General features: G+C 41.1%; 1 protein-coding gene. It reads left to right on the top strand.

Features of this window, described 5'->3' with window-relative positions; all coding sequences use genetic code 11:
* Window positions 1-824: hydrogen peroxide-inducible genes activator (locus tag R7O12_RS25045; RefSeq protein WP_257968716.1), on the top strand; the 824-nt coding region annotated here is incomplete at its 5' end.
* Window positions 825-1352: the final 528 nt, after the last annotated feature.

Here is a 1352-nt window from a genome sequence, read left to right as displayed (position 1 = left end):
GCTGCTTTGTCAGTCAATCAACGTTAAGTAAAGGGATTCAGAATCTTGAAGAGTTGATCGGTTGTCCGCTTTACGAAAAGAAAGACAAGAAAAGCCCGTTGGTTTTTACCCAGACCGGAGAAATGGTCGTAAAGCAAGGTCGAGAGCTATTGGCCAAAGGACAAGATTTAGTAGAACTTGGCCGATTATGTCAGGGCGATGATATGAAAGGCCAGTTGAAGGTTGGGTGTATTCCGACGATTGCACCGTTCTTATTGTGTGACCTCGTCCAAGAGGTGAATTATCGATTCCCTCAGCTAAACCTTCTATTAAGAGAAGACACCACCACCAATTTGTTGCAAGCGCTGCGTCATGGTGAGTTAGATGTACTGATCTTAGCGTTGCCAGTTGAAATCGATGGTATGGAGAGTCGCGTCGTCGGCAAAGATCCGTTCCGTATGGTGATCAGTGCAAACCAAGTCGATTCGATTCCTGTACCGATTCGTTATGACGATCTGCCGGATGAGTCGGTGTTCCTATTAGAGAAAGAGCATTGTTTAACTGAACATGCAGTTTCAGCTTGTAAGCTGACCGATAAAGAGAAAATTAACCCGTTTACGGCAACCAGCTTACATACCTTGGTGCAGATGGTCGCGAACGGCTTAGGTACCACTTTTATTCCTCAAATGGCAATCGAACACGGCTTGTTACACAACCAAAATTTGGTGGTGATCGACCCTCCTGGCCAGCAAGCGTATCGCGAAATTGGTTTGGTTTGGCGCCCTAGTTCATCAAGAACAAACACTTTTAACCAACTTGCAGATGTGGTTTCCGAACTGCTTTAGCTATTAGTATTAGCCTTTACTTCCTCACCATTTCTCTAAAAGCGCACTGGAAACGGTGCGCTTTCTAGTATTTTATTCTGTCGGTGAACTTTGACTTGTAAAATTTCACAGCTTTATTTTCGTGAAGCTTTCATAAAATTGTGAAATTTCACAATGTTAATTTTACACAATTGGCTGCGCATTGTGTTTAACCTCCGTTTAAATTCTTTACGCTAGACCTTATGAATACAAGGTTTTCTCGCTTGCCTCTATATTCATACACCTGTTTTAAATCATATTTCATTGCAAAACTTTATGTAATTTAATTACGTAATAACTTACAAATTGGCATCCAAAATCAGTGCTTTGTTTGGTGCCGAATAAAACTTCGAATTTTGTGTTTTGTTTGTCTAAGGGGTTTCGTTAAACCCTTTGTTGATATAGCTTATTTAAAGGCTGCTAAGACTTATGTCTAGATTGAAAAAGCACTCAGGCTTAAGCAATCTATGGACACGGCCACACAGATTGAACACAAAGTTAAAGGATGTA

The sequence above is a fragment of the Vibrio sp. Vb1574 genome (genome assembly GCF_033338675.1).
This window is presented reverse-complemented; position numbering and strand designations above follow the sequence as displayed.